Here is a 23,221-nt window from a genome sequence, read left to right on the forward strand (position 1 = left end):
GAGCCCGCATTCCCGGACGACAAGTTCAAGGCGGCTGCAGGACTTTCCTGTATGCTCAGCGTTGGCGCCTGATTTCGAGAGGCCCGCAATACTGTCTGGCACGGATTGGTACCGTGTTTCTGTGCTGCCCTGTTTTCGGATTCTTTCCATGAAAAAAGCTGTGAATCATGATTTTTATGAAATCAATGATTCACAGCTTTTTTATTGACATAGAGTGGTATGTCTTATTTCTTTGTGAAGGCGTAGAGTTTTTCTGTGACGCGGCTCACTTCTGCTTCCATTTTTTCTGTATCAATGGTGAGAAGTTCTTTGTGTTCCATCACCGGTCTGCCGTTGATGATGACGGTGTCCACGTCCATGGAGTTTCCTGCGTAAACGGCCAGGGATACGCTGTCGAATCTGGGTTTCCAGTGGAAGCCGCTTCTGTCTACCAGAATGATATCAGCCAGGTATCCTTCCTTTAATTCGCCCAGGTTGTCGTAGCCCAGGCATTTGGCACCGTCTCTGGTGGCCATGTCCACCGCTTCTTTGGCGGTGATGGCGAAGGGGTCATAGCCTGCGGCTTTGTGGATGAGGGCGGTAAGGCGCATTTCTGCAAACATGTCCAGCTTGTTGTTGGAGGAGGCGCCGTCGGTGCCGATGCCTACGGTGATGCCGGCTTTTCTCATTTTAGGGACCGGCGCAATGCCGCTGGCCAGTTTCAGGTTGGAGGCCGGGTTATGGGCTACGGAGACGTGCTTTTCTTTCATGATGCGGATATCGTCGTCTGTCACATGAACGCAGTGGGCAGCCAGGGTGGGTCTTTCGAAGAGGCCCAGGGAGTCCATAAGGGCAATTGGTGTCATGTGGTATTCTTTTTCACAGTTTTCCACTTCCCCCTTTGTTTCGGACAGGTGGATGTGGATGGGCATGTCGTATTTCTCTGCCACGTCCCGTACTTTTTTGATGTAGTCCGGAGGACAGGTATAGGGTGCATGGGGCCCCATCATGACTTTGAAGCGGCCGTCCCCTGCCCCGTTCCAGTTCTTGTAGAGTTCTACGTTTTCATCGATGCCTTTCTGACCATTGGGACCGATACCGGCCAGGCCTCTGGCCAGGTTGCCGCGGATGCCTGCTTTGTCAGCCGCTCTGGCGCAGGCGTCCATGAACATGTACATGTCGCAGAAGGAGGTGGTGCCGCCGCGAATCATTTCTGCAAAGGCCAGGGTGCTGCCCCAGTAGACGATGTCGTCATCCAGGTGATCTTCTGCCGGCCAGATTTTATTCTGCAGCCAGTCCATAAGGGCCATGTCGTCGGCGTAGCTCCGAAACAGGGTCATGGCCACGTGGGTATGGGTATTGACCAGGCCCGGCATGGCCAGCATGTCATGGCCGTCAATGATTTCATCGTATTCTTCTTCTTTGGGCTGAAGAGGAAATTCTTTGATGATTTTCCTATCAATGGCAATATTCTTATGTTCTGTAACTTTTCCGTCCTTCATGAGGCCGATGTTTTTGATGAGGATTTTCATGAGAGCCTCCTTTAGTCAAGACCCAGGTATTTTCTCTGTGCTTCGGTGAGGGTATCAATCTTGTATCCCATGGAAGCCAGCTTAATGGATGCTACTTTGGTATCCAGTTCGTGGGGCAGTGTGTATACCTTAGCTTCCATTTCACTGCCATGCTGGAGGAGGTAGCGGGCTGCCAGGGTCTGCATGGCGAAGGAGAGGTCCATGATTTCTGCCGGATGTCCGTCCCCTGCTGCCAAGTTCACCAGACGGCCTTCCGCCATAAGGAATACGGTCTTGCCGTTGGGGAGGACATATCCTTCAATGTTCTTGCGGGCTTCAAATTTCCTGGTGCAGATTCTTTCCAGGTCCTTCCTGCTCACTTCGCAGTCAAAGTGGCCGGCGTTGGCACAGATGGCGCCGTCCTTCATTTCAAGGAAATGACGCTCTGTAATGATATCGATATCGCCCGTGACGGTGAGGAAGTAGTCCCCCAGTTTGGCCGCTTCGTCCATGGGCATCACTTCAAAGCCGTCCATCACGGCTTCGATGGCTTTGATGGGGTCTACTTCGGTGACAATGACATGGGCACCGAGACCTTTGGCACGCATGGAAACGCCTTTGCCGCACCAGCCGTACCCTGCAATGACTACGGTCTTTCCGGTGACAGTCAGGTTTGTGCTGCGGATAATGCCATCCCAGGCGGACTGGCCGGTGCCGTAGCGGTTATCGAAAAGGTATTTGCAGTAGGAATCATTGACTGCAATCATGGGGAACTTCAGTTCATGATTCTTTTCCAGAATCTTCAGGCGGTATACGCCGGTGGTTGTTTCTTCGGAGCCGCCGATTAGGTTCTTCCTGGCATCCACCCTTGTGGTATGGAGCAGGTGCACCAGGTCGCCGCCGTCGTCGATGATGATATCAGGCATATGGTCCAGGGCTTTGTTCAGGAACATGGTGTATTCGTCATCGGTGCAGCCATGCCATGCATAAACGGTAATTCCGTTCTTCACCAGGGCAGCGGCAATGGGGTCCTGGGTGGACAGAGGATTGCTTCCTGTGCAGATGACGTTGGCGCCGGCTGCTTTTAGGGTAAGGGCCAGGTAGGCTGTCTTGGCTTCCAGATGGATGGACATGACAATGGTCTTTCCCTTGAAGGTCTGGTCCTTAATGAATTCTTCCCGAAGGGCATTCAGGGCAGGCATAAATTTGGCTACCCAGCGGATGCGCTGCTCCCCGTTGTCAGCCAGTGTAATATCGCGAATCATAGAATCACTCATAATTGTAAACTCCTTTCGTAGTTCTTTATGGACACATCATAGGGCGGAGTGAGGACTCCTCTTTCTGTGATGATACCGGTAATCAGTGAATGAGGCGCTACGTCGAAGGCGGGATTGAATACGGGCATATCCTTCGGCGCCGTATAAACGCCTTTTATCTGCCGCACTTCTTCCGGATTTCTTTCTTCAATGGAAATTTCGTCTCCACTGGAAATAGAGAAATCGAAGGTGGAAAAGGGAGCGGTAATATAGAAGGGAATGTGGTGGTAGGCGCAGAGCACGGAGAGGCTGTAGGTGCCTACCTTGTTGGCCGCATCGCCATTGGCGGCAATGCGGTCGGCGCCTACAATGACGGCGTCGATTTTCTTTTCCTTCATCACCCACCCTGCCATGCTGTCGGTAATGAGACTGGCAGGAATGCCATTGGCCATGAGCTCCGTGCCGGTGAGCCGGGCGCCCTGCAGAAGGGGCCTTGTTTCATCGGCATACACTCTTTCCAGCTGTCCCCTTTCATGGAGGCGGTAAATGACACCGAAGGCGGTGCCTATGCCGGCGGTGGCCAGAGCTCCCGTATTGCAGTGGGTCAGAATGCGAAGGTTCTTTCTCCCCTTGAACAGGTCGGCCCCATGGTCTGCCATGGCACTGCAGAGGGCCTTGTCTTCTCTTTCGATGGCCTCGGCTCTTGCAGTTAATCCTTCCAGGGCCCTTTCTTCCGGCAAGCTGTCAAAGGTATGAACCATTTCCTTCACCGCCCAGGACAGGTTTACTGCGGTGGGACGGGCGGCGGACAGTTCCCTGGCTGCCCGGTGAAAAGCGTCTTTCAAAGAAGGTCCGGAGAGCCCTTCCTTTTTCAGCTGCGTTAATGCAAGAACCATGCCGTAGGCCGCTGCCACGCCGATGGCCGGGGCGCCGCGGACGGAGAGGCGGGAAATGGCGTCCCCCACTTCCCCGCTTCCCTGGCAGTGGATATAGGAAATTTCAAGTGGCAGTTTTGTCTGGTCAAGCAGTACCAGCTCTCCCTTTTCCCATTTCAGGGACCAAAGTGCTTCGCTCATAAGAGATGGAATCCTCCGAAATCTTTAGCTGCATGGTGGCAGCTGCATTCTGTATCGGGGTCGTAGGTCTTGGAAAGGATGGTAATGATTTTCTTAAAGCTTTCCAGGTTATGGTTCATGCAGTCTACCACTTCCTTGTGGGAAAGGGGCGTGTCGGAAATACCGGCAGCAAAGTTGGTAACCATGGAAATGGTGGAATAGCAGATTTCCGCTTCCCTGGCCAGTACGCATTCCGGCAGGTTTGTCATGCCCACCACATCGGCCCCCCACTGGCGGTAAGCCTTGATTTCCGCAGGGGTCTCAAAACGGGGGCCTTCGGTGCAGATATAGGTTCCATGGGGATGAAGGGTGATGTGCTCCTCTTTGGCCGCTTTGATAATGGCTTCCCGGAGGGTTTCGCAGTAGGGATGGGTCATGTCCAGATGGGCCACGCCGTAATGCTCTCCGTCGTAAAAGGTGCCTTCCCTGGATTTCGTCATGTCGATGAACTGGTCCACCAGCACCAGCTCCCCTGCCTTGTAGTCCGGATTCAGGGAGCCTACGGCGGTGGTGGAAACTACGGCCTTTACGTCCAGCATTTTCAGGGCGTAAATATTGGCTCTGTAATTAATTTTATGAGGCGGAATGGTGTGATGAACGCCATGACGGGCCAGGAAAATGATTTCCTTTTTGCCGAACTTGCCGGATTCATAGCTCGCCTTCCCATAGGGCGTATCAATCACCTCGGAATGAAGATCCGTGAGGATGCCGGGGTCATATACACCGGTACCGCCGATAAAAGCCAGTTTACTCATTGTACATTTCCTCCCTTTTCATTAAACCATTTCACCAGAGTTTCCCGGGAAATTTCATATTTTTTCCCGCAGTAGTGACATTCGATTTCTATATGGTCATCATCCAGGAGCCCCTGCTGTTCAACTAAAGGCAGGCCCTGGAGAGAATGCTTGATACGATCTTCGCCGCAGGTGCAGCGGAAAGAAACGGGAGCGCTTCCAAGAAGAACATAATTTTTTTTATGAAGAAGGGCGGAGAGGGAATCGGCTTTTCCTGTTTCATCAAAAAGGTCCCATTTCCGGTCTTTTGCAAAAAGCTCTCTGAAAAGTTTTTTATCTCCTTCCGGCATGAGCTGGGCAATAAAGCCGGCCATGCGGATGATTTTTTCCTCTTTGTCTGTAACAGCTTCGATTTCCACATGGGACAGGGTCTGATCGGAGGAATTGATATAGTCGGAAACGCAGGATGCTGCGTCCCCGTCCCCCAGGTCAACCGCCGAAACATAGGGCATTTTCAGGAGAGAATATCGGGTGACGAAGAGCTTTCCTTTCCGGCTCACCCATTTCGCTTCCTCGCTGTCGGAATAGGGAGTGCTTCCGTCGTCGGGATTTTCAATGAACCCCCGCACATACCTGCCTTCATAGGCATCGGCATGGATAGTTCCCAGAGGAGAATTGGTCACCCATTTCAGGGATACTCCTTCATGGTTCTTGAAATCCATGGCCAGAATGGCTGCTGCATTCAATACCTTTCCCAAAATCACTGCAGACAGGGAAGGAAGATGATGAATTTCCTGGGCTTCGCGGGCCGCTTCCGTTACATCGGCTACGGTAATGCGGATGCCGTCGGTACTCAGATAATGGTCTATCCGATTCATTTCACTCATATATGACTCCTGTTAAAATAAAAATAAATTACAACTCTTATTGTAACACTTAAGAGAGGCTGGTGCTTGACAATCTTTAAGGGAGACCGATTTTTATAGTGGGCTGGTGGAATAGTGTACTAGTGTACTAGTGAGCTAGTGTACTAGTGAGCTGGTGGACTAGTGGCTTGGGGCCAGGGAATAGTTGAACGATAGGAATCGTTGTATGGGCGGGAGATTTCTCCACTTCGCTGCGGACCGTCGAAATGACAATGCGGCAGGTGTCTCTAGGGAAGCACTGATTAATTCGCAGAATCGAATTTCATAAGTATTTTTATTCAATACTTCGTCATAAGCCTCCTTAAATAGCTCGCTATTCGCGTCGACTTATTCCTCGTATTGAATAAAAATACAAGAATGAAATCCGATAACGATTTAATCAGCGCTTCCCTGGCCAAAAGCTGCTGCGGTTTCGCATCACTTTGGCAGACCACTAAAAAAGCGGCAGGAGTGCCGCTTTTTATGGTTATACTTTCAAATCCCTGATGGCCGCTGCCCTGTCTTCTTTACCGAATACGGAAGATCCAGCTACGAGGATTTCTGCGCCCGCTTTTTTAAGGAGAGGGGCGTTGTCCTTATTGACGCCGCCGTCTACTTCGATGGGAATGGTGAGTCCCCTTTCCTTTATCATTGCTGACAGGGCGGCGATTTTATCAAGGCTGTAGGGAATGAATTTCTGTCCTCCAAAGCCAGGGTTTACGGACATGATGAGGACGAAATCAAGGAGGGGCAGTACCTGGTCTATGGAAGCAAGGGATGTACCGGGGTTCAGGGCTATGCCTGCTTTCATGCCCCGGTCTTTGATGTTATGAATCATGCGGTCCAGGTGCGGCACCGCTTCCACATGGAAGGATACCATGTGGGTGCCCGCCTTTTCCAGACCCTCCAGGTATTCTTCGGGGTGATAGGTCATGAGATGTACGTCGAAGGGAAGGTTTGTGCAGGGCCGGAGGGCTTTGATTATGGGCACACCGAAGGAAAGGTTTGGCACGAAATGGCCGTCCATGACGTCCAGATGGACGTAGTCGGCGCCGCCTTTCTCAATATCTTTTAATTCCTCTGCCAGACGGGAAAAATCAGAAGCCAGTATAGAGGGAGCAATTTTCATGATTTACCTCCTTGGATTTCTTATTTCATCCAGTATTTCCAAATAGGACTGGTACCGTTTCTGCTGAATCAGTCCATCCTCCACCGCTTTTCTTACGGCGCAGTCCGGTTCTTTGTCATGGATGCAGTCGTTGAACCGGCATTGGCCCAGAAAGGGGCGGAAGTCGCGGAACAGATAGGAAAGATGGTCTATTTCTATCCGGTTGACATCCAGATGGGTATAGCCGGGAGTGTCCATAAGGAATTGATGGTCCTTCCATTGGATCAGTTCGGCGTGGCGGGTGGTATTTTTTCCCCTGCCGGTGTGACGGCTCACTTCTCCGGATTGGAAATGGGATTTCCCAAGTATCCGGTTCAGAAGGGTGGATTTGCCTGCGCCGGAGGGGCCGGAAAAGGCTGTCACCGTCCCATGGAAGGCAGCGGTTAATTCTTCCAGTCCCTCATTTCGAAGAAGGGATAAGGAAAAGGCCGGATAGCCAGCCTTTCGGTAGTAGGATACCGCGTTGTCTGCCCCTTCCTCATCCAGATCGGCCTTGTTAATCACAATGAGTGGTTCAACGCCCGCTTCTTCAGCAAGAACCACCATTTTATCCATAAGGAAAAGGTTCAAATCGGGAGTACGGATGGCTGATACCAGTACCAGCTGGTCGATATTGGCAGAGGGAGGACGGTAAAGCACCGTTTTACGGGGATACACATGGGTGATGACTGCTTCACTGCCCTTCCCCGTTTCAAAATCCACATAATCCCCCACCAGGATATCGGTCCGCCGCTTCAGTTTTCCCCGGGAGCGACAGAGGGAAAGGGCGCCTTCACCGCTGTATATGGAGAAATAGCCGTTCTGGTTCTTCAGAATCAGTCCCTTCATCATCAGAGCTCCCGATCCTGTACGACAGAGCCGTCGATAACGACCTGTACATGAACGCTTCCTGTGCCGGAAACGTCCTTGCTCACCGTGCTTCCGGGAGCTGCCTTGCCGCTGTAGGCGGTATGTTTCCCGCTGTCATCGGTGACGTAGATTTCCACCTGCCGGGCGCTTCCGCCTTTAGGAATGGAGATATTCACAGTGCCGGTCTTGGTCTGGGCTTTCTTCTTTCCAATGGTCAGGTTTACTACATTGGAGGAGGTGGATTCGCCGCCGGCGGGGTCCTGGGAAATAATGATGGCACTGCTGTCATCAGCGGCGGTGCCGTCGGAAGCGCTGATGGTGCCTACGGAAAGTTTCATGGAAAGCAGGGTGTTTCTGGCATCGGCAAGGGTCATGCCTACCACATTGGGCACATGAACCTTCTGCTTCATATTGATGACGATATTCACCCTGGTTCCCTTGGTGGCTTTGGCGCCGGATTCAGGGCTCTGGGAAATAATCACATCCGATGGTTTATCGGGGTCATTGCCGTTTTCCACAGCCCCCAGGGTAAGGCCCATCTTGTCCAGTCTTTCCTTGGCCTGTTCCAGGGTAAGACCCTTCAGGTCAGGGATGAGCATAGCCGAGCCGCCCTTGCTGACGGTGAGATGGATAATGCGGCGGGCCTTCACGTTGGTTCCGGCGGCGGGGGTTTGGGAAATGACCTGGCCCGCTGGAACGTCGTCGCTGGCGATTTCATCCACTGATACTTTAAGGTCCAGCTTCTTCAGCGTGGTTTCCGCCACTTCCACTGGCTTTCCGACCACATTGGGGACCGTAATGTTTTCAGAGCTCCAGAAATTACCGAAGCTGAAAAAGGCCCATGCGAAACAGATGATGAAAAGGACGGCCATGCCGATCCAGATGTATTTCTGCGGCAGGTTCGTGATGAACCTGGTGAGCTTTGTTTCCTTCTGCACCTTGTGGGCCCGCACCGCCTTCTGGGGAATGGGCCTTGTCATGGCGGTGAAGTCATGGGAGGCAGGCTTGTAGATGGTGGTGGTAAAGCCCTGGGCGATTTTCAGTTCGGAAATGAAATCGGACACCGTGTCATACCGTTTGTCCGGGTCCCTCTGCAGGGCCGTTAAAAGGCATTCCTCCAGCATGGGAGAAATGGCGGGATTGTACTTGGTGGGCCGCGGAATATCTCCCTGCATGTGCTGAAGGGCGATGCTCACCGCCGTTTCCCCTTCGAAGGGAAGGTGGTGGGTCAACATTTCATAAAGAACGATACCCAGGGAATAGATATCGGTCTTGGCAGTAATCTTGTCCCCTGCCGCCTGTTCCGGCGAAAGGTAGTGCACGGAACCAAGAATGGACTGTTTATCAATGACGGTGGAGGAATTGATGGCACGGGCAATGCCGAAATCCGTAACCTTCACCTTTCCTGTCTTGGTGAGAAGCACGTTATGAGGCTTGATATCGCAGTGGATAATACCGTTGGCATGGGCTTCTTCCAGGGCATAGCCGATTTCAATGGCAATGCGGACAGCCGTGTCGATGGGAATATTGGGATGGTTCTGGATGTACTGCTTCAGAGTTTCCCCTTCCACGTATTCCATGACAATGTAATGGACATCACCGTCACAGCCTACATCGTAAATCCCTACGATATTGGGATGGGACAGTTTTCCTGCTGACTGGGCTTCATGGCGGAACCGCACTATGAAATCATTGTCTTCTGCAAAACTGCTGTGCAGAATTTTGACTGCCACAATCCTGTCAAGAAGGATATCTTTGGCCTTGTATACATCGGCCATACCGCCTGAACCGATTTTTTCAATCAGTTCATAACGTTCATCAAGAATTTTACCAGTCATAGTTCACTCCACTCAGTTCCAAAATTGAATCAATATAAAGGAGGCATTGTCTCTGGCCCCTGCTTCATAGACTTTATCCATGATGCGGCGGCCCAGTTCTTTCAGGTCTTCTTTAGTCTTTCTGGGGCTGGACGCAATGAGACTTTCCAAATCACTGTCTTCCACCATGCCCGAAACGCCGTCGGTGCAGAGAAGGATGAAAGTGCCGTCTTCCAGTGCAAAGGAGCCGGAATCCACTTTCATGTCTTCCTCAATGCCCACGGCCCGGGTAATCTCATTCTTTCGCGGATGCACCCGCATTTCCGCAAGGGACAGCTTCCCTTCCGTTACCAGTTCCATGACGAAGGAATGGTCCACGGTTACCTGCTCCAATTTTCCGTCCTGAAAGCGGTAAAGGCGGCTGTCACCTACATGGGCCCAGAGCAGCTTTCCCTCACAGGCGGCAGCGGCCACCATGGTGGTACCCATGGATTTGAGCTCCGGCTGATCTACTTTCTCATTGAGGATAGCCCTGTTAGCACAATAAAAGGACTCCTTCAGCAGCTGCTCTGTTAAAACAGGCGTATCCTTCAGGAAGCGTCCGGCACTCTTGACTGCCAGGGTGCTGGCAATCTGACCGCCGTCATAGCCGCCCATGCCGTCTGCCAGAAGGTACAGGTTTTCCACAGAAAGATTGATGGCGTCCTCATTGACCTTTCTTACAAGGCCCTTGTCCGATTCTCCATAAGTTAGTATCATCTAAGTCTTTTCCTATCCAGAAAGCGTCCCCATGTCTGAAATGTCCGGGGAACTGATAAACCATAACTTATCCAATTAATTTAATACTAACATCAACGGAGGTGATAGTCAATTTTCTGTGCCCCTCAAAAGCCTGTTTTTTAGGAAAAAGTGGGAATTCCGTTTATGAAATAGGGACAATTCTGCAGTCCGTCCCCAAAATGGGAGGGAAAAATAGGAGAAAATGGAAAATCGGAGAAAAGCGCCGCCTATGGTTCCCGGTTGTCGGTGAGAAAACGGCGCTTCAGCTGTCCGCAGGCTGCCTGGATTTCATCGCCCATCTGCCTTCTGACGGTGACACTCTTTCCGTGCTTTTCCAGGATGGAAACGAATTTACGGATTTCATCCATGTCCGGCGGATAAAGTTTGATGTGCTCGGTGCCGTTAATGGGAATCAGGTTGAAATGGCAGTTCATCTTCCCCGTGAGACGGCACAGTTCCTCCGCATTTTCCGGGGATGCATTCACATCTTTGATGAGGATGTATTCGAAGGTGACCCTCCGCCCGGTGGTCTTGAAGTAGTAGCGGGACGCCTTCACCACATCTTCGATTTTAAAATTGCGGCTCACCGGAAGGATGCGGTTTCGAATAGTATCGTTCGGCGCATGGAGGGAGATGGCCAGGGTAATGGGCAGATGCTCATCGGCCAGACGGTAAATCTGGGGAACAATGCCGCAGGTGGAAAGGGTGATGTTTCGAAGGCTGATATTCAACAGGCCCCTGTCCCCTGCCAGACGGATGAAACGGAGCACCTCCTCATAGTTGGTGAGGGGTTCGCCGGATCCCATGAGGACGATGGAGTGGATAGGCGCATCCAGTTTTTCCTTGAATGCGTAGACCTGGGCCAGCATTTCGGAGGCGGTGAGGTTTCTTTCAAGGCCCTTCCTGGTGGAAGCGCAGAAAACGCAGCCCATGGCACAGCCCACCTGGGTGGATATGCAGATGGAATTCCCGTAGGCATGGTGCATGCACACGGTTTCAATGAGGGAGCCGTCGGAAAGCTTCAGGAGGATTTTCGTGGTGTCCCCGTCATTGGAGGAAAGGGTGCTCATGATTTCCGGTTTGCTCAGGATGGCATCCTTTCGCAGCATGTCCCGCATGGCAGCGGGAAGCTGCTTCATTTCGGAAAAATCGTACACATAGCGGCGGTACAGGTAATCCTGCAGCTGCTTGGCCCGGAATTTTGGGAAACCTTTGGACATCACCCATTCTTCCATTTCCGGAAGGGTGTGTCCCCAGATATTAAAAGGCATATTGACTCCTTCTATAGAATTACTGCTTTAGGGAAGCACTGATTAATTCATAGAGTTTACTTTCATAAGAAATTTTATGCACTGCTTCGTCATGGGACTCCTTAAATAGCTCGCTATTCGCGTCGTCTCATTCCTTGCATTGCATAAAATTTCAAGAATGAAAGCAAACACTGATTTAATCAGCGCTTCCTTAGCATTTTTGCAATGAAGAATCCGTCGCTTTGGATGTCATAGGGCAGAATGGTCATCATTCCTTCTTTTGACGTCTTTCCTTCATATAAGGTAAAGTCCAAAGGCTTGAAATGGGGGTGGTCTCTTAAAAATTGACGAACCATCTCTTCATTTTCCGCCGGATTCAAAGTACAGGTGCTGTACACCAGGGTGCCCCCTTCCTTCACGTAGGAGGCGGCGCAGGAAAGAAGTTTTTCCTGAAGCGGCGGGAATGCCTTTAAATCCTCTTCCCTTCGGTGCCAGCGGATTTCCGGCTTATGGGAAAGAACGCCCAGTCCCGAACAGGGAGCGTCCAGAAGGACTTTATCATATTTTCCATGGAGAGCAGGAAATGGTTTTGCCGAATCCCTGGCGCCTGCATGGATGATGGAAATACCCAGTTTCTTTGCATTGTTTTTAATGAGGGAAATCTTATGGGGATAAAGGTCCCAGGCATCAATGGTGCCGCTGTTCTTCATGATTTCTGCCATCTGGGTGGTCTTGCTGCCGGGGGCGGCACACATGTCAAGCACCGCCTCCCCTTCCTTTGGAGAAAGGACAGCGGCAGGAATCATGGAGGAAAGGGACTGTACGTAGGCCAGCCCCTCCTCTGCCAGCGGCCAGAATGTATGGGCCCCTTCTGTAATGATGAGGGCCTGGTCATTCCAGGGCACCGTTTCTGCTTTGATGCCCCTGTCCCCCATCATTTTCAGGAGTTCATCCCGGTTTGTTTTTAACGGATTCACACGGATTGCGAGCTTCGGCGTTTCGTTGAAGGCTTTCAGAATGGACGCAGCCTCTTCCTTATAATGAGACTGCCACCATTTCACCAGCCACTCCGGTTCATTCCAGTAAAGGGAATCGTAGAGAACAGGATTTTCTTCCCTTGGAAACAGGGAAAGTTCATCCTTTTTGCGGATATAGCCCCGAAGGATGGCATTGATGAAACCCACATTTCCTTTGTGGGTGATTTTCTTTGCTATTTTTACCGATTCATTGACAGCCGCAGAGGCAGGAATCCTTGTGAGGTACATGAGCTGGTAGAGTCCCAGGCAGAGAAGAATCTTCACGGATGGATGGATTTTCTTCAAAGAATAGGTACTGAGGCGGGAAATTACCCAGAGGAGGTAATTGTATTTCCGAAGTACTCCGTACACCAGTTCTGTTAAAAGCCGGCTCTCCGGGCCGCTTAAAGGATATTCCTTCAGCACGTGCTGGAGGGTGAGATTGGCGTAGGCCTTTTTCTCAAGGATTTCATATAAAGCCTGGTAGGCAAGCTTCCTGGCAGAAGGCAGGGGCTTAGCGGTCGAATTCGTCATTCACTTTCACCTGGTATCCATGAATAAAATCGGAAGCTTCCATCCTTTTATGGTTTTCCGGCTGGATTTCAGAAATTGCAAGGGCCCCCTGGCCGCAGGCCACGTGAATCGTATCATCATCAAGAGAAATAATGGTGCCGGGAGCTGCGGTGCGGGATGTATCTTCCGGGGCAGCCTTATGAATTTTCACCCTTTTTCCCCGATAGAAAGTATAGGTACCGGGATTGGGATTCATGCCGCGGATAAGGCAGTCCAGCCTGTCCGCCGGAAGGTTCCAGTCCAAATGGCCCATGTCCTTGGTAATCTTTTCGGCATAGGTGGCTTCTTCATGGTTCTGCGGAATGGAATGGGACAGCTTTTCGGGAAGGTCATTGAGCACGGAAATGAGTTCTTCCGCTCCCAGACGGCCCAGCTCATCAAAGAGTTCTCCCGCATTCATGTGGGGCGGAATGTCCATTTTACGGACGGACACGATATTTCCCGTATCCATGCCTTCGTCCAGCTGCATAATGGTAACGCCGGTTTCCTTTTCGCCGTCAATAATGACCCTCTGAATAGGCGCAGCGCCCCGGTATTTCGGAAGAAGGGAGGCATGTACGTTGATGGCGCCGTAGGTGGGAATGGCAAGCACCGCCTTGGGGAGAATCTTGCCATAGGCAATGACCACCAGAAGGTCCGGCTTCAGTTCCCTCAGCTTTTCCTGCTCTTCAGGCTTTTTGAGGCTCTCCGGCTGGAAGACGGGAATGTCATGGGAAAGGGCGAAAGATTTGACCGGGGAATAGTTGATTTTCCTTCCCCTTCCGTTGATTTTATCGGGCTGGCAGTAAATGGCCACCGGCTTATAGCCGTGGGCGTCCATGGCTTCCAAAGCCGGCACGCCGAAGTCCGGGGTGCCCATGAAGACGATACGATACTTATTCATCGGTTTTCGGTCCTTTATGAAGAGAAATGGCCTTTTCAATGAAGAGAATGCCGTTCAGATGGTCTGTTTCGTGCTGGATGCAGCGGGCCAGAAGTCCGGAGGCCTTTTTCATCTTTTTCTTCCCATGAATATCCTGGTAGCGAACGATGACATTGGCATAACGGGTCACTTCCCCGAAGAATTCGGGAACCGAAAGGCAGCCTTCCGTGTCCGTATCCATTTCATCTCCGTCCGGCTTCCATTCCGGATTAATGTAGGCCTCAAAGCCGGACACGCCGTCGTCGGCTACGAAAATCCGCTTGGAAACGGCAATCTGCGGAGCCGCCAGGCCTACGCCATTGGCTTCGTACAGGGTCTTCTTCATGTCGTTCACAAGAAATTTCAAACTTTTATCAAATTTTTCAACCGGCTGTGCCTTCATTTTTAAAATGGGGTTTCCGGCGGTAATAATGGTGCTCAATCTATTTCCTTCTTTCTTAAAGTAATGGTCATAGTGGACATACTTACAATGGATCCACGTCTATAATTATATCATTTTCCTCAAACAGCGGTGTTCCCCGCATGGCACTTTTTAAGGAGGTCAGGCTCTTCCCCTTGACCAGAATGGATATGTAGTACAGATTCCTTACCCTTTTAATAGGTTCGCTGAAGGGGGCGGTGCACTTCACCTGTCCCGAAAGCTGGGGAATCACCTGGGTAAGCCAGCTGTAAATCCGGCCGGCCTGGGAGGCGGCTTTCCCCTCTTCTGCATTAAAGCAGGTAATCTTCATGAGTTTGGAAAAGGGAGGAAATTCCAGGGCCTCCCGATACCGGAGCTCCTGTTTGTAAAAGCTTTCATAATCCTGTTTTGCGGCGCACTGAATCACGTAATGGGAAGGATTATAGGTTTGGAGGATCACTTCCCCCTGCTTTTTGCTCCGCCCGGCCCTGCCGGCGCACTGGGTAATGAGATTAAATGTCTGCTCCGCCGCCAGATAGGACGGGATGTTGAGAATGCTGTCGGCAGAAAGAATGCCCACCGTCTGGACCCCTGGAATATCATGGCCCTTGGCCACCATCTGGGTGCCGAAGAGGATGTCAAATTTCCCGTTTCTGAAATCATCCAGAATTTCCCGGGCGCTGTTCTTTTTCCGGGTGCTGTCCAAATCGAACCGGCGCACTCTGGCCTCCGGAAGGAAATGGGAAAGTTCTTCTTCGATTCTTTCTGTCCCCGCTCCCAGATATAGAATGCGATGGCCATGGCATTTCGGACATTCCCTGGGGAGGGGGTGCACAGTTTCGCAGTAATGACATTCCAGCCGGTTCGTTTCCTTGTGGTATACCAGGGACACGTCGCAGTTGGGGCATTTGAACACATAGCCGCAGGAAGAGCACATGAGGGTGGTGGCAAAGCCGCGGCGGTTCAAAAGGAGGATGGCCTTGTTCTTTTCCATGATTGTCTTCTGGAGAAGGGATACCAGGGGGGCGGAAATGAGACCGCTGCCGTCAATGGGCGGGGTTTCCTTCAAATCGCACACATGAATCTGGGGAAGCGGCGTTTTAAACACCCTTTCCTTCATGGTGAGAAGTCTGATTTTTCCCTCACGGGCCGCATAATAGGTGGCAATGGAGGGGGTGGCGGCGCCAAGGACGATGGGACAGTGATAAATGACGGCCATCACCTTGGCCGCATCGCGGCCGTTGTACCTTGGCGTTTCTCCCTGCTTATAGGAGGTGTCATACTCTTCATCCACCACAATGAGTTTCAGGTCTTTAAAGGGCATGAAAATGGCGGAGCGGGATCCGATAACAATGGGACTTTCACCGCTCATAATGCGCATGCGGTTGTTATACCGCTCCCCTTTGCTGAGATTGCTGTGCATAAAAACCACCTTGTCTCCGAAGATGGAGGCAAAGTAGGAGGTAATCTGGTTGGTGAGGGCGATTTCAGGCACCAGGATGAGGGCAGAGCCCCCCTTTGCCAGCGCATGGCGGGCGGCCTGAAGGTAGACCTCGGTTTTGCCGCTTCCGGTGACCCCTTTTAAAAGAAATCCTTCATAGGCTTCTTTATCAATAGAATCGCAGATGGCACGAACCGCCTTTTCCTGTTCGTCGGTGAGGGTCCTTTCACCCCGATTTCCCTTCTGGGAAATGAGGGAATACGTTTCCTTCCTGTGATAAACGGCATGACCGTATTCATTTAAAAGGAAGGCATGAATGAGGGCGGCGGAAAATCCCTTTTCCTTCAAAGTATCCACCGGCTGGGGACCCTTGTCCCTGAGGAAATCGGAAAGTTCCGCCTGCTTTCTGCTCCTTCCCCTTTCTTTGTCCGTAAGCTCCCTGTCCGGAACAATCCATTTTTCCAGTGGCACCTTATGGGCGGCTGCCAGGGTTTCCTTTTTGATAAGATATCCCCTTTTCACATAGGCCAAAAGGCTGTCTTCAAAAAGGAGGGACGCCGACTTCTCGTCAAGGCTGTCCACGGAGGAATCCACCAGTCCTTCGATTTCCTCGGCCCCTTCCTTTTTAATCTTTTCCCAGTCCAGGGTGTAGGTGATTTTTGTTTTTACCGCTTTTTTGTCTATATAGAAGAGACGGAGGGCATCAATTAAGGTGCACATATAATAGGAGGAAATCCACAGGGCAGTCCGTATCATTTCTTCCGTAAACCAGGGAAAGGAATCCACCAGTGACAGGATATCAAGTATCTTGTAGGGCAGTTTGGACGTATCTTCCTCACGGATGGAAAGAATAATACCCTCTTCCTTCCTTCTGGCGAAATTGACTACGCAGCGCCAGCCTACGCCTGCTTCCTTCATGGTTTTCGGAATGCGGTAGGAAAAAGTTCGGTTCAGATGCTTGGAAGGCCTGTTAATCAGAACTTCTGCAATGGTTTCCTGCATAGGATGCTCCTTCCCAATAAAAATGGACAGCCCGAAGGCTATCCATTATTTTATCATACTTTCTTCTGTTTACGAAATCAGAGGCACGCTTCTTTACGGAGTACTTCGGCTTTGTCCGTGTGTTCCCAGGGAAGGTCGATATCCGTTCTTCCGAAATGACCGTAAGCGGCGGTCTGTTTATAAATAGGACGGCGGAGGTTCAGCATGTCGATGATGCCTGCAGGACGGAGTTCGAAGTTCCGGCGGATAAGGTCTACAATCTTTTCATCGTCAATCTTGCCGGTGCCGAAGGTATCGACGAAAATGGAAACCGGTTCAGCCACGCCGATGGCATAGGCCAGTTCGATTTCGCATTTATCTGCAATGCCTGCTGCCACAATGTTCTTTGCTACATAGCGGGCAGCGTAGGCAGCGGAGCGGTCTACCTTTGTGGGATCCTTGCCGGAGAAGCAGCCGCCGCCATGACGGGCCATGCCGCCGTAGGTATCAACAATGATTTTACGGCCGGTGAGACCGGCATCGCCCTGGGGACCGCCGATAACGAAACGGCCGGTGGGGTTGATGAGGTATTTTGTATTTTCATCAAGGAACTTTTCAGGAATAATGGCCTTGATGACCTTGTTAATCATGTCTTCTTCAATCTGTTCATGGGTGACATCGGGATTGTGCTGGGCGGAAATAACCACGGTGTCCACGCGAACCGGTTTTCCATCGTCATATTCTACGGTGACCTGGGTCTTTCCATCGGGACGGAGGTAAGGAACTTCCCCGTTCTTTCTTACTTCAGCCAGACGGCGTGCCAGGCGGTGAGCCAGAGCGATAGGCATGGGCAGGTATTCAGGCGTTTCGTTGGAAGCATAGCCGAACATCATGCCCTGGTCGCCGGCGCCGATGTCGTATTTATCAGCCTTGTTTTCCTTGGCTTCCAGAGACTGGTTGACGCCCATGGCAATATCCGGAGACTGTTCGTCGATGGCCACATTGATACCTACGCTTTCACCGTCGAAACCATAGCGGGCATCAGTGTAGCCGATATCATTGATGGTCTTTCTGATGACCTGCGGAATGGGCACATAGGCGGTGGTGGTGATTTCACCGAATACATGGACCTGACCGGTGGTTACGATGGTTTCGCAGGCAACGCGGCCGTTCGGATCCTGTTCCAGGATGGCATCAAGAATGGCATCGGAAATCTGGTCGGCAATCTTATCCGGATGGCCTTCCGTAACCGATTCTGATGTAAATAGTACTTTCTTAGACATATAAATCCTCCTCACTTGGAAATGCTTGAATGTAAAACAAAAAAATAGCTCTCCGCAGGGAGAGCCTATCCTCTCATCTGCCAGCATAATGCTGATGGAATTAGCACCGGTTCCCTTTTCAGGAATGGTTGCTGCAGCGTCCCTGGGCCAAATCCCTCAGCTGCTCTTGATGAGTCTTCATTCACTTATGTATTATTATAACGTTATTTCATGAGTTTAGCAATAGTTAACTATAATTTAGTCATAAGAGTTGACGAAGGAAATTGGAAATTTTGGAAACTGCTGATTCATGGGCTGCTGCTTTTGTTCCGGATTTCTTATAAAAGCGCAATCCCATGAATCAGCGGTTCCTGAATATATCACAGGGCAGCCTGACCCTTTTCCTTCCTCTGTTTTCTTATTTCCCAAAGAAAGTCTCAATATCCTCTTCCACCGTGGTAATGCCGGCGATACCGAACTTATCCACCAGCACGTTCACCACTGCCGGCGAAAGGAAGGCCGGCAGCGTCGGTCCCAGATGGATATTCTTCACGCCGAGATACAGGAGAGCCAGAAGGACGATGACCGCCTTCTGTTCATACCAGGCAATGTTGTACACGATGGGCAGCTGATTCACATCGTCAAGGCCGAATGCTTCCTTCAGCTTCAGGGCAATGAGGGCGAGGCTGTAGGAATCGTTGCACTGGCCTGCGTCAAGCACCCTTGGAATGCCGCCGATGGTGCCAAGGTCCAGCTTGTTATATTTATATTTCGCGCAGCCGGCGGTCAGAATAACCGTGTCCTTCGGGAGCGCTTCTGCAAAGCGGCGGTAGTATTCCCTGCTCCTTGCCCTGCCGTCGCAGCCGCCCATGACGATGAACTTCTTAATGGCGCCGGATTTCACCGCATCCACCACCTTGTCTGCCAGGGCAAACACCTGGTTATGGGCAAAGCCGCCGGTGATGAAGCCCTTTTCAATTTCCACAGGCGGTTTGCAGGACAGGGCCTGGTTAATAATGGGGCTAAAGTCCTTGGTGCCGTCCTTTTCATCAATGTGGCCGGCTCCGGGATAGGCAACCACGCCGGTGGTCCAGAGTCTTTCTTTGTAGCTGTCCTTTGGCGGAACCACGCAGTTCGTAGTCATCAGGATGGGGCCATTGAAGGAATCAAACTCTTCCCTCTGCTTCCACCATGCGTTGCCGTAGTTTCCTGCGAAGTGGCTGTACTTCTTGAAGAAAGGATAATAATGGGCCGGCAGCATTTCACCGTGGGTATACACATCCACCCCTTTCCCTTCCGTCTGTTCCAGCAGCAGTTCCAGATCCTTCAGGTCGTGGCCGGAAATGAGGATGCCCGGGCGGTTCCTTACGCCGATGTCCACCTTCGTGATTTCCGGCTGTCCGTAGGCGGAAGTGTTGGCTTCATCCAGAAGGGCCATCCCCTTCACGCCGTATTCGCCGGTTTTCAGGGTGAGAGCAAAGAGGTCATCCACGGTAAGGTTCTTATCCAGAAGCCGTGCCAGCGTATCTTCCAGGAAATCATTGATTTCATCGGATTCCTTATTGAGAACCCTTGCATGGCGGAGATAGGCGGAAAGCCCTTTCAGGCCGTAGGTAATCAGTTCACGGAGGGAGCGGATATTTTCATCCTTTTCCGCAAGGATTCCGATTTCCGGGTTGTCATAGGGCGCGCCGGAGGGCTGCCAGAGAGCAGCCGCAGAAAGGGCAGCATCAGAGGAGAGAAGGCGGCGGAGTTCCTCTTTTTTCTCCACCGTCTTTTTGATTCTTTCATCAATGACAGAATCATCGAAGTTGGCATTGGTAATGGTGACGAAAAGATTATCTTGAATCAGATGGGCTGTGTCGGAAGATACACCATGTCCTTCCCTGCGGCATGCGGCAGCAGCTTCAGCGAGCCCTTTCGTTACATAAATGAGTACATCCTGCAGATGGGCGGTACCGGCGGATTTCCCGCACATTCCCTGAATGGTGCATCCCCTGCCGCCTGCTGTTTCCTGACACTGATAGCAAAACATCTGATTTTCCATTGATTGCCTCCTCATGGAGAAAAGTACAGACACCGTGATGGTATCAGAACTTTCCTAAACTTACAGAATTCGTACCTTATTATTATACGAAATACCTATGGCCTATATCGTTGCCTGTGCAACGGAAAATAGATTATAATGATAAAATAGCTTGGGAAGCGCTGATTAAATCGTTATCGAATTTCATTCTTGGATTTTCATTCAATGCGAGGAATAAGCCGACGCGAATAGCGAGCTATTTAAGGAGGCTTATGACGCAGCATTGGATAAAAATACATATGAAATTCGATTCTGTGAATTAATCAGTGCATTCCTAGGATTCCGCAAAGGAGAATACGATGCATCACAGAGACTACGAAGGGCTTCCCCTTTTCAAAAATATGGACAAAAGCCGCATCCGGGACATCCTCCTCACCGGCGGCTGTTATATCAAAGATTTCAAAAAAGGAAATTATATTTACCAGGAAGAAGAAATCATCCGCAGCATGGGCCTCATCCTCTCCGGCCATGTATATATGATTAAAGAAGACCTGTGGGGCGAAAAAACGATTCTGGTCTGCATGGGAAGAGGCGAACTTTTCGGCGAAAACTTCGCCTGCTCCCCCCACCCCGCCGCCTCCGTCACCTTCTATGCGCCGGAAGAAACGGAAGTCCTTTTCATTCCCTACGAACGGCTCCTCCGCCACGCAGGAGACAGGGACGTGATCCTCTTCATTAAGAACCTCATCGCCATGATGACCTCCAAGAGCCAGGAACTCATGAGGAAAATCAACGTGGTCTCCAGAAAGACCCTCCGGGAAAAAATCCAGTGCTTCCTCTCCACGGAAGCGGAAAAAGCAGGAACCATGGAATTCACCATCCCCTTCTCCCGGGAAGACATGGCGGAATACCTCTGCGCCAACCGAAGCGCCCTGTCCAGGGAACTTACGGCCATGGAAAAGGATGGGCTCATCGTGCTGAAAGGGAGACGGTGCAGGATATTGGGGAAATAGGGTGATAGTGGGCTGGTGTACTAGTGAACTAGTGTACTTGTGTTCTTGCTTCTTGTTCCGTCCTTCCCGCCTCCCAATGATCCGCCATTTCCTTCACATAAAAAAACGCCGCAAAAGCGGCGCTTTTTTGATGCGGATATGTTATTTCAATCCTTCCGCAATCTTTTCTACGATAATATGGCCCAGTTCGTCCTTTGTCATTTTGGGATACTGTTCCATGGTACCGTCTTTGTAGAGAAGGGAGGCAATGTTTGTGGGGACGTTGAAACCGGCTCCGGGCATGGCCACATCGTTGGCTACCAGCATGTCCAGGTTCTTCCGTTTCAGCTTTTCTTTGCCGTGCTGAATCACATCGTTTGTTTCAGCGGCAAAGCCCACCAGGAACTGGCCTTTCTTTTTCTGGCCCAGGCCGTAGAGGATATCAGGGTTCTGGGTGAGTTCGATGTTCAGTACGTCGTGGGATTCCTTTTTGATTTTCTGGGTGGCCTGTACTTTGGGACGGTAGTCGGATACGGCGGCTGCCATGACAGCGGCATCGCAGTCATCAAAATGGGCATTCATGGCGCGGCAGAGTTCACGGGCGTCACGGACGTATTCGATTTTGACGCCGGAGGGTACGGGAAGGGCGGTGGTGCAGCTCACCAGGGTCACATCGGCGTCTTCCATGGCTGCGGCTCTTGCAATGGCATAGCCCATGCGGCCGCTGGAGCGGTTGCTGATGTAGCGCACCGGGTCGATGGCTTCCTGGGTGCCGCCGGCGCTGACGACGATTTTTTTATCCTTCAGGAGGCCTTTTCCGAAGAGTGCCTTTTCTACGGCGTCCATAATGGTTTCCAGTTTCGGGAAACGGCCTTTTCCATTGGTGTTGCAGGCCAGGTGTCCCGATTCCGGTTCCACGAAGAGATAGCCGTGGGCGCGGAGTTTGGCCATGTTTTCCTGCACAATGGGATTTTCGTACATATTGGTGTTCATGGAGGGCACGAAAATCACTTTGGCTTTCGTGGCCATTACCGTGGTAGAAAGCATGTCGTCGGCAATGCCGTTTGCCACTTTGCCGATGATGTCGGCGGTGGCGGGGGCAATGACGAAAACGTCCGCCATGCGGGCCAGGGCGATGTGCTCCACGTCCCATTTGTAAATATTGGCAAACATGTCTACTGTCACATCGTTGCCGGACAGTTCACCGAAGGTAATGGGAGTGACCAGCTTGGCTGCATTGGCTGTCATAATGCAGTGCACGTCGGCACCGGCCTGCCTGAGATGGCTGACGAGGCCTGCTGCTTTGTATGCAGCAATGCCGCCGCATACGCCTACCACAATATGTTTATTTTCAAACATTTACAAATCCTTCCCGGAAATCAATTCCTCAAAGTCTGTTATTTATCAAAGCTGTAGGTAATCTTATCCTTGTAAATTTCTTCCAGAGCCACGGTGACGGGTTTCTTGTTCTTTGCGTCGGGAATCAGCGGAGGCTGGCCGTCGGTCAGTTCACGGGCCCGGTCTGCTGCCAGGGTGACCAGGGTATATTTGGAATCTACTTTCTTCACAAGGCTGTCAATGGACGGAAAACACATCATTTTAAAGGTACCTCCTTACTGATATATTGTTTGAAAATGGTTTCAATCTGCCCTTCGTTGCGGGACAGTTTGCATTTCTCCGCTTCCAGGATGGAGCAGGTCTTATGCACCGCATCTTTCAGCACGTCGTTCACCACGATGTAGTCGTACTGATGGGCCATGGCCAGCTCGCTGGTAATCTGGGACAAACGTTTCTGGATCACTTCTTCTGAGTCCGTTCCCCGGTCATGGAGACGGCCGGAGAGGATTTTAAGGGACGGCGGAACGATGTAGATGAAAACGCCCTTGGGGTAGCGTTTCTTGACCTGCATGGCACCTTGGATATCGATTTCCAGGAGCACCGATTTCCCTTCATTAATCAGGTCCAGGGCGTACTTCTTCGGCGTGCCGTAGTAGTGGTCGTAGACTTTGGCATATTCCAGGAAAGCGTCTTTTTTGATGAGCTCTTCAAACTGCTCGTTGGTGCGGAAATAGTAGCTTTCCCCTTCCACCTCCCCCTTCCGGGGTTCTCTGGTGGTCATAGAAACAGAATAGTGGAGATTGGGATAAATGGAACGGATGGCGCTGCAGATCGTTCCTTTCCCGGCACCGCTGGGGCCTGATACCACCAGCAGGATGCCCTCATCTTTCTTCTTTGTATCCATGA

General features: G+C 51.3%; 21 protein-coding genes and 1 riboswitch. Of the genes, 2 read left to right on the forward strand and 19 right to left on the reverse strand.

What is annotated here, in order from left to right; translation table 11 throughout:
- The coding region (locus QZQ29_RS01810) for a hypothetical protein (RefSeq protein ID WP_296958896.1) at positions 1–208 on the forward strand (208 nt) is incomplete at its 5' end.
- Positions 209–224: 16 nt separating this feature from the next.
- On the opposite strand, the gene QZQ29_RS01815 is transcribed toward QZQ29_RS01810, so the two are convergent.
- From QZQ29_RS01815 to hcp, 16 genes are all read right to left on the reverse strand, one after another.
- Positions 225–1,511 (reverse strand): amidohydrolase, encoded by a 1,287-nt coding sequence (locus QZQ29_RS01815; RefSeq protein ID WP_296958898.1) that lies wholly within the window; start codon positions 1,509–1,511, stop codon positions 225–227.
- An 11-nt stretch (positions 1,512–1,522) separates the two neighbouring features.
- Entirely contained in the window at positions 1,523–2,767 is a 1,245-nt protein-coding gene (locus QZQ29_RS01820) for an adenosylhomocysteinase (protein ID WP_296958900.1), read from the reverse strand.
- Positions 2,764–3,822, reverse strand: a complete 1,059-nt coding sequence (gene mtnA / locus QZQ29_RS01825; RefSeq protein ID WP_296958903.1) for an S-methyl-5-thioribose-1-phosphate isomerase — start codon at positions 3,820–3,822, stop codon at positions 2,764–2,766. The genes QZQ29_RS01820 and mtnA overlap by 4 nt, the downstream gene beginning before the upstream one ends.
- A complete protein-coding gene (mtnP, locus tag QZQ29_RS01830) occupies positions 3,819–4,616 on the reverse strand; it encodes an S-methyl-5'-thioadenosine phosphorylase (protein ID WP_273095971.1) in 798 nt (265 codons plus the stop codon). Before mtnP ends, mtnA begins: the two co-directional genes overlap by 4 nt.
- A complete protein-coding gene (locus tag QZQ29_RS01835) occupies positions 4,613–5,482 on the reverse strand; it encodes an Hsp33 family molecular chaperone HslO (RefSeq protein ID WP_296958906.1) in 870 nt (289 codons plus the stop codon). The genes mtnP and QZQ29_RS01835 overlap by 4 nt, the downstream gene beginning before the upstream one ends.
- A 505-nt stretch (positions 5,483–5,987) precedes the next feature.
- Positions 5,988–6,629, reverse strand: coding sequence for a ribulose-phosphate 3-epimerase (gene rpe, locus QZQ29_RS01840; RefSeq protein WP_296958908.1), 642 nt, complete (start codon positions 6,627–6,629; stop codon positions 5,988–5,990).
- 3 nt (positions 6,630–6,632) lie between these two features.
- Positions 6,633–7,499, reverse strand: coding sequence for a ribosome small subunit-dependent GTPase A (gene rsgA / locus QZQ29_RS01845; RefSeq protein ID WP_296958910.1), 867 nt, complete (start codon positions 7,497–7,499; stop codon positions 6,633–6,635).
- Positions 7,499–9,355 (reverse strand): Stk1 family PASTA domain-containing Ser/Thr kinase, encoded by a 1,857-nt coding sequence (gene pknB, locus QZQ29_RS01850; protein ID WP_296958911.1) that lies wholly within the window; start codon positions 9,353–9,355, stop codon positions 7,499–7,501. The genes rsgA and pknB overlap by 1 nt, the downstream gene beginning before the upstream one ends.
- 12 nt (positions 9,356–9,367) lie before the next feature.
- Complete coding sequence (locus QZQ29_RS01855; protein WP_296958913.1) at positions 9,368–10,093, reverse strand: Stp1/IreP family PP2C-type Ser/Thr phosphatase; 726 nt, start codon at positions 10,091–10,093, stop codon at positions 9,368–9,370.
- 248 nt (positions 10,094–10,341) lie between these two features.
- Positions 10,342–11,385, reverse strand: a complete 1,044-nt coding sequence (gene rlmN, locus QZQ29_RS01860; RefSeq protein WP_296958915.1) for a 23S rRNA (adenine(2503)-C(2))-methyltransferase RlmN — start codon at positions 11,383–11,385, stop codon at positions 10,342–10,344.
- Between the two features lie 179 nt (positions 11,386–11,564).
- Positions 11,565–12,914, reverse strand: a complete 1,350-nt coding sequence (gene rsmB, locus QZQ29_RS01865) for a 16S rRNA (cytosine(967)-C(5))-methyltransferase RsmB (RefSeq protein ID WP_296958917.1) — start codon at positions 12,912–12,914, stop codon at positions 11,565–11,567.
- A complete protein-coding gene (fmt, locus tag QZQ29_RS01870) occupies positions 12,895–13,836 on the reverse strand; it encodes a methionyl-tRNA formyltransferase (RefSeq protein ID WP_296958919.1) in 942 nt (313 codons plus the stop codon). Before fmt ends, rsmB begins: the two co-directional genes overlap by 20 nt.
- Positions 13,829–14,296, reverse strand: a complete 468-nt coding sequence (gene def, locus QZQ29_RS01875) for a peptide deformylase (protein WP_273095996.1) — start codon at positions 14,294–14,296, stop codon at positions 13,829–13,831. Before def ends, fmt begins: the two co-directional genes overlap by 8 nt.
- Positions 14,297–14,339: 43 nt before the next feature.
- Entirely contained in the window at positions 14,340–16,718 is a 2,379-nt protein-coding gene (gene priA / locus QZQ29_RS01880; protein WP_296958923.1) for a primosomal protein N', read from the reverse strand.
- 77 nt (positions 16,719–16,795) lie between these two features.
- Complete coding sequence (gene metK / locus QZQ29_RS01885) at positions 16,796–17,980, reverse strand: methionine adenosyltransferase (RefSeq protein ID WP_296958925.1); 1,185 nt, start codon at positions 17,978–17,980, stop codon at positions 16,796–16,798.
- 70 nt (positions 17,981–18,050) lie between these two features.
- A riboswitch (SAM riboswitch) is annotated at positions 18,051–18,156 on the reverse strand.
- Positions 18,157–18,377: 221 nt separating this feature from the next.
- Positions 18,378–20,006, reverse strand: coding sequence for a hydroxylamine reductase (gene hcp, locus QZQ29_RS01890; RefSeq protein ID WP_296958927.1), 1,629 nt, complete (start codon positions 20,004–20,006; stop codon positions 18,378–18,380).
- 338 nt (positions 20,007–20,344) lie between these two features.
- On the opposite strand from hcp, the gene QZQ29_RS01895 reads away from it, so the two are divergent.
- A complete protein-coding gene (locus QZQ29_RS01895; protein ID WP_296958929.1) occupies positions 20,345–20,998 on the forward strand; it encodes a Crp/Fnr family transcriptional regulator in 654 nt (217 codons plus the stop codon).
- Positions 20,999–21,139: 141 nt separating this feature from the next.
- Here the strand turns inward: QZQ29_RS01895 and coaBC are convergent, their stop codons facing one another.
- The 3 genes from coaBC to gmk are packed head-to-tail and all read right to left on the reverse strand — an operon-like array spanning position 21,140 to position 23,219.
- Complete coding sequence (gene coaBC, locus QZQ29_RS01900; protein WP_296958931.1) at positions 21,140–22,336, reverse strand: bifunctional phosphopantothenoylcysteine decarboxylase/phosphopantothenate--cysteine ligase CoaBC; 1,197 nt, start codon at positions 22,334–22,336, stop codon at positions 21,140–21,142.
- A 38-nt stretch (positions 22,337–22,374) separates the two neighbouring features.
- Positions 22,375–22,575: a DNA-directed RNA polymerase subunit omega gene (gene rpoZ, locus QZQ29_RS01905; protein ID WP_008859025.1), complete on the reverse strand. Its 201-nt coding sequence runs from the start codon at positions 22,573–22,575 to the stop codon at positions 22,375–22,377.
- The gene (gene gmk, locus QZQ29_RS01910) at positions 22,572–23,219 is read right to left on the reverse strand and encodes a guanylate kinase (RefSeq protein WP_273096013.1); all 648 of its coding nucleotides are present in this window, start codon (positions 23,217–23,219) and stop codon (positions 22,572–22,574) included. The genes rpoZ and gmk overlap by 4 nt, the downstream gene beginning before the upstream one ends.
- Positions 23,220–23,221 lie beyond the last annotated feature (2 nt).

Source organism: uncultured Dialister sp. (assembly GCF_900538805.1).
Lineage (GTDB): Bacteria > Bacillota > Negativicutes > Veillonellales > Dialisteraceae > Dialister.

What these genes read in the sequence shown, in the direction of transcription:
- QZQ29_RS01815 (WP_296958898.1), bottom strand. Translation starts at nt 1,511, where the DNA reads ATGAAAATCCTCATCAAAAACATCGGCCTCATGAAGGACGGAAAAGTT.
- QZQ29_RS01820 (WP_296958900.1), bottom strand. Translation starts at nt 2,767, where the DNA reads ATGAGTGATTCTATGATTCGCGATATTACACTGGCTGACAACGGGGAG.
- mtnA (WP_296958903.1), bottom strand. Translation starts at nt 3,822, where the DNA reads ATGAGCGAAGCACTTTGGTCCCTGAAATGGGAAAAGGGAGAGCTGGTA.
- mtnP (WP_273095971.1), bottom strand. Translation starts at nt 4,616, where the DNA reads ATGAGTAAACTGGCTTTTATCGGCGGTACCGGTGTATATGACCCCGGC.
- QZQ29_RS01835 (WP_296958906.1), bottom strand. Translation starts at nt 5,482, where the DNA reads ATGAGTGAAATGAATCGGATAGACCATTATCTGAGTACCGACGGCATC.
- rpe (WP_296958908.1), bottom strand. Translation starts at nt 6,629, where the DNA reads ATGAAAATTGCTCCCTCTATACTGGCTTCTGATTTTTCCCGTCTGGCA.
- rsgA (WP_296958910.1), bottom strand. Translation starts at nt 7,499, where the DNA reads ATGATGAAGGGACTGATTCTGAAGAACCAGAACGGCTATTTCTCCATA.
- pknB (WP_296958911.1), bottom strand. Translation starts at nt 9,355, where the DNA reads ATGACTGGTAAAATTCTTGATGAACGTTATGAACTGATTGAAAAAATC.
- QZQ29_RS01855 (WP_296958913.1), bottom strand. Translation starts at nt 10,093, where the DNA reads ATGATACTAACTTATGGAGAATCGGACAAGGGCCTTGTAAGAAAGGTC.
- rlmN (WP_296958915.1), bottom strand. Translation starts at nt 11,385, where the DNA reads ATGCCTTTTAATATCTGGGGACACACCCTTCCGGAAATGGAAGAATGG.
- rsmB (WP_296958917.1), bottom strand. Translation starts at nt 12,914, where the DNA reads ATGACGAATTCGACCGCTAAGCCCCTGCCTTCTGCCAGGAAGCTTGCC.
- fmt (WP_296958919.1), bottom strand. Translation starts at nt 13,836, where the DNA reads ATGAATAAGTATCGTATCGTCTTCATGGGCACCCCGGACTTCGGCGTG.
- priA (WP_296958923.1), bottom strand. Translation starts at nt 16,718, where the DNA reads ATGCAGGAAACCATTGCAGAAGTTCTGATTAACAGGCCTTCCAAGCAT.
- metK (WP_296958925.1), bottom strand. Translation starts at nt 17,980, where the DNA reads ATGTCTAAGAAAGTACTATTTACATCAGAATCGGTTACGGAAGGCCAT.
- hcp (WP_296958927.1), bottom strand. Translation starts at nt 20,006, where the DNA reads ATGGAAAATCAGATGTTTTGCTATCAGTGTCAGGAAACAGCAGGCGGC.
- QZQ29_RS01895 (WP_296958929.1), top strand. Translation starts at nt 20,345, where the DNA reads ATGCATCACAGAGACTACGAAGGGCTTCCCCTTTTCAAAAATATGGAC.
- coaBC (WP_296958931.1), bottom strand. Translation starts at nt 22,336, where the DNA reads ATGTTTGAAAATAAACATATTGTGGTAGGCGTATGCGGCGGCATTGCT.
- rpoZ (WP_008859025.1), bottom strand. Translation starts at nt 22,575, where the DNA reads ATGATGTGTTTTCCGTCCATTGACAGCCTTGTGAAGAAAGTAGATTCC.
- gmk (WP_273096013.1), bottom strand. Translation starts at nt 23,219, where the DNA reads ATGGATACAAAGAAGAAAGATGAGGGCATCCTGCTGGTGGTATCAGGC.